Genomic DNA, 4,769 nt, shown 5'->3' with positions numbered 1-4,769 from the left:
GCGGGAGGAGCTTGCGGGCGAGCCCGAGCACGCCCCGGTCGGGCAGCAGCGGCGCCGCCTCGGCGACCGCCGACACCCCGGCGGTGAGGCCGAACGCGCTGAAGATCCACGTGCCCATCGACATCGGCGAGGTGGGCTTGGCGACCCGCAGCATGTGCAGGAAGCGCTCGGGCCGGCCCAGGTCGGCGACCAGGAAGTAGGTGCTCGCGCCGACCCCGGCCAGCGCGGTGATCCGGCCGGCCAGCCGCAGCGCGGGGCGGCCGCTGACGTCACCGCCCGCCGCGAGCAGCGCGGACCCGGCCGCCAGGCCACCGGTGAACAGGTACGCCGCGATGTCGTGTCGCCACACCGGCGCCTTGACGATCGGGCGGCCGTAGTACGAGCGGAACTCGGCCGGCGGCACCATCGACCGCTCGCCGCCCCGGCCGCGGCGCCGGGGACTCACCGGCGCCGCCCCGCGAACGCGGCCACGGTCGCGGCCACCATCGTCAGCGCGGCGAGACCGGCCCGCTTCCACATGTCCGGAAGGTCCTTCGTGGTCACCACCGGGTCCGGCGGCAGGCCGTACACCTCGGGCTCGTCCAGGAGCAGGAAGAACGCTCCGTCGCCGCCGACGCCGTCCGCCGGGTCGTGGCCGTACAGGCGGGCCGAGGTCTCGCCCTGCTCCTGCAGCTTTTCCAGCCGGTGCGCGGCGCGGGACCGCAGCTCGTCGAGCTCGCCGTACTGGATCGACTGGGTCGGGCAGGCCTTGGCGCACGCCGGGGTGAGGCCGTCACCGATCCGGTCGTAGCAGAGCGTGCACTTCCACGCGCGGCCGTCCTCCTTGCGCTGGTCGATGACGCCGTACGGGCACGCCGGGATGCAGTAGCCGCAGCCGTTGCAGATGTCCTCCTGCACCACCACGGTGCCGAATTCGGTGCGGAACAACGCGCCGGTCGGGCACACGTCGAGGCACGCCGCATGGGTGCAGTGCTTGCAGACGTTGGACATCATCAGCCAGCGGAAGTCGGTGCGCGGCGCGTCCATGGTGCGGCCCGGCAGGTCGGAGCCCGGCATGCCGAGGAACTGGCTGGTGCCGGTGGCGGCGAGCGCGTCGACGCCGGGCTGCGTACCCGTGTCCTGCGGGGTGCCCGCGCCGATCGCGGCGGTCTGCGCGGACGCCGGGGGACCCACCGGCAGGCCGGCGAACGCGCCGGGCGTGTCCGTCGCCCCGCCGCGGTCCGCCGCCGGCTGCTCGATGAACGCCACGTGCCGCCACGAGTTCGCGGTCAGGCCGCCGGTGTTGTCGTACGAGGTGCCCAGCAGGTTGAAACCGTCGTCCGGGATCAGGTTCCACTCCTTGCACGCGACCTCGCACGCCTTGCAGCCGATGCAGACGCTGGTGTCGGTGAAGAAGCCCATGCGCGGCGGGGCGTCGACGTAGCCGGCGTCCGGCGCGGGGTCGAGCGGGCCGTAAAGGCTGTTGGGTCCGGCCACTATCCGGTCTCCTCCGGCTCGTCCCCGGCAAGCGTGGGGCTGGTCAGCATGGGCGTGTGGTGGCCCGGCATCAGGCCGGCCCGGGAGCGGTAGCCGGCAACGTACTCCACCAGCTCCGGCCCCGTCGGGCGGCGGCCCGGCCGGATGTCGCACGTGCCGACCTTGCTCTCCTGGATCAGCACGTTGGGGTCGAGCGTGATGCCGATCAGGTCGTTGGCGGAGTCGCCGGTGACCAGGCCCTCGCCGCCCCAGTGGTAGGGCAGCCAGATCTGGTGCACGATCCGGCCGTCGATGCGCAGCGGGGTGAGCCGGTCGGTGACCATCACCCGCGCCTCGATCGCCGCCCGCGCGGTGACGATGTGCGCCCAGCCGACGTGCTCCAAGCCGCGTTCGCGGGCCAGCTCCGGGGACACCTCGACGAACATCTCCGGCTGCAGCTCCGACAGGTACGCGAGCTGCCGGCTCATGCCGCCGGCGGTGTGGTGCTCGGTGAGCCGGCTGGTGCTGAACACGTACGGGAAGACCTCGGAGTGGCGCTCCGGCACGCTCGGGTTGGTCAGGTTGTCGGACCGCTCGTAGACCTTGCGGGTCGGGTTGGCCTGCTGGTTGTAGAGCGGGTTGCGGACCGTCGACTCCACCGGCTCGTAGTGCGTGGGCATCGGGCCGTCGATCAGGCCGCTGGGCGCGTAGAGCCAGCCCTTCCCGTCGCCCTGCATGATGAACGCGTCGTCGCCGGAGATCGCCTCGACGCCGGTCGCGCCGTCCGGCGGCCGGTACGACGGCGGCTTGGTCTTCTCGAAGTCGGGCACGTCGTATCCGGTCCACTCGCCGGCCGACTCATCCCACCAGACGTACTTCTTGCGCTCGGACCACGGCCGGCCCTCGGGGTCGGCGGACGCGCGGTTGTAGAGCGTGCGGCGGTCCGACGGCCACGCCCAGCCCCACTCGCGGGCCACCCAGTCCTGCTCGGAGCCCGGCTTGCGTCGGGCCGCCTGGTTGACGCCGTCCTTGAAGACGCCGGCGTAGATCCAGCAGCCACAGGCGGTGGAGCCGTCGGCCTTGAGCGAGGTGAAGTTGGGCACCAGCGAGCCGGTCGCGAGGTCGTACCCGTTGATCTCCTTGAGCACGTCCTCGCCGCTGGGCTCGTCGCCGCGCTCGCCGTGCAGCGGGTAGTCCCAGGTCAGGTTGAGGATGCCCTGGTCGCGCGGCAGCGTGGAGGCGGCCAGCCGCTCCCGGACGATGCGGCCGAGGTGGTAGAAGAACCACAGCTCCGAGCGGCAGTCGCCGGGCGGCTCGACGGCCTTCTCCCGCCACTGCAGCATCCGCTGCGTCTGGGTGAAGGTGCCCTCCTTCTCGGCGTGCGAGGCGGCCGGCATGAAGAAGACCTCGGTGCGGCACTGCTCCGGCACGATCTCGCCGGTGGCGACCTCCGGGCCGTCCTTCCAGAACGTGGCGCTCTCGATCAGAAACAGGTCGCGGACGACAACCCAGTCGAGGTTGGCCATGCCGAGGCGCTGCGCCTTGCCGTGCGCCGAGCCGACGGCCGGGTTCTGCCCCAGCAGGAAATAGCCCTTGATCTTGCCGTCGATCATGTCGAGCACCTGCTGGTAGGTGCCGTGGTCGCCGGTGAGCCGGGGCAGCCAGTGGTAGCCCCAGTCGTTCTCGGCGGTGGCGGCGTCACCCCAGTACGCCTTGAGCAGGCTGACCGCGTACGACTCGGCGTTGGCCCAGAAGCCCTGCTGCTCGGGGTGCCGGATGGCGTCGATCCACTGCCGGTACGTCTCGTGCTGCTGGAAGTGCGGCATCGGCAGGTAGCCGGGCAGCAGGTTGAACAGCGTCGGGATGTCGGTCGAGCCCTGGATGCTGGCGTGCCCGCGCAGCGCCATCACGCCGCCGCCCGGCCGGCCCATGTTGCCCAGCAGCAGCTGGATGATCGCGCCGGTGCGGATGTACTGCACCCCCACGCTGTGCTGGGTCCAGCCCACCGAGTAGACCAGGGCGGTTGTGCGCTCGCGGCCCGAGTTGGCCGTCCACGCCTCGCAGACCTCGAGGAACTTCTCCTGGGGTACGCCGCAGACCTGCTCGACGACCTCGGGGGTGTAGCGGGCGTAGTGCCGCTTGAGCACCTGGTAGACGCAGTGCGGGTCCTGCAGCGTGGGGTCGCGGGGCACGTCGGCGGGCACCGGCGGGCCGTGCGACTCCTGCTCGAGGCCGGAGGCGGTCTCCCGGTCGGCGTGCGCCTCGTCCTCCTCCTGGGCCTCCCCTTCCTGGCCCGCGTACGCCCAGGTGGTCTGGTCGTACGTGTTGGTCTCGGGGTCGTAGCCGGAGAACAGCCCGCCCAGGTCCTCGGTGTCCTGGAACTTGTCGCTGACCAGCATGGACGCGTTGGTGTACGCCAGCACGTACTCCCGGAAGTCCTTCTCGTTGGTCAGGATGTAGTTGATGATCCCGCCGAGGAAGGCGATGTCGGCGCCGGCCCGCACCGGGACGAAGCTGTGCGCGAGCGCGCTGGTCCGGGTGAACCGCGGGTCAACGTGGATGATCTTGGCACCACGCTTCTTGGCCTCCACCACGTACTGGAAACCCACGGGGTGGGCCTCCGCCATGTTGGAACCCTGGATGATGATGCAGTCGGCGTTCGCCAGATCCTGGAGGAATCCGGTGGCCCCGCCACGGCCGAAGCTGGTTCCCAGACCGGGAACGGTGGCGGAGTGTCAAATACGCGCCTGGTTCTCGATCTGTATCGCGCCCATCGCCGTGAAGAGCTTCTTGATCAGATAGTTCTCTTCGTTGTCCAGGGTCGCGCCGCCGAGGCTGGCCAGGCCGAGCGTCCGGTTGAGCGGCCGCCCGTCGGCATCGGCGTCCTGCCAGGTCTGCTCCCGCGCGGCGAGCACCCGGTCGGCGATCATCTCCATCGCCGTGTCGAGGTTGAGCTCCTCCCAGTCCGTGGCGTACGGCCGCCGGTACAGCACCTTCTGCTGCCGCCGGTCGCTGGTGACCAGGCTCTTGCTGGCCGAGCCCTTGGGGCACAGCCGGCCGCGGGAGATCGGGCTGTCGGGGTCGCCCTCGATCTGGACGACCTTGCCGTCCTTCACGAAGATCCGCTGGCCGCACCCGACCGCGCAGTACGGGCACACCGAGCGGGCCATCGAGTCGGCCGTCTCGGTGCGCGCGGTCAGCTCCTTGGACCGCTTCGACTGCGCGGCGGCGCCGCGCCCGAGCGGGTCCGTGCCGGCTTAAATTCGGATGAGTTTGTACCGGAATTTGTGCACTTAACCGGCTATTAGAGTAGC

At 70.9% G+C, this 4,769-nt stretch carries 2 protein-coding genes and 1 pseudogene; all 3 read right to left on the bottom strand.

Going from position 1 to position 4,769, the window contains the following annotated elements; genetic code table 11:
• On the bottom strand, nucleotides 1-445 hold a 445-nt coding region (gene nrfD, locus AB0M20_RS27985), incomplete at its 3' end, for an NrfD/PsrC family molybdoenzyme membrane anchor subunit (RefSeq protein ID WP_364303172.1).
• Entirely contained in the window at nucleotides 442-1,476 is a 1,035-nt protein-coding gene (locus AB0M20_RS27980; RefSeq protein WP_364303169.1) for a 4Fe-4S dicluster domain-containing protein, read from the bottom strand. The genes AB0M20_RS27980 and nrfD, both read right to left, overlap by 4 nt.
• A pseudogene (gene fdh / locus AB0M20_RS27975) lies at nucleotides 1,476-4,709 on the bottom strand (formate dehydrogenase); the annotation flags it as partial. The pseudogene fdh and the gene AB0M20_RS27980, both read right to left, overlap by 1 nt.
• Between the last annotated feature and the right edge of the window lie 60 nt (nucleotides 4,710-4,769).

It is taken from the genome of Actinoplanes sp. NPDC051633, from assembly GCF_040681735.1.
Taxonomy (GTDB): domain Bacteria; phylum Actinomycetota; class Actinomycetes; order Mycobacteriales; family Micromonosporaceae; genus Actinoplanes.
Note: the sequence above shows the minus strand (reverse complement) of the source record. Positions and strands in the feature narration are given on the sequence as shown.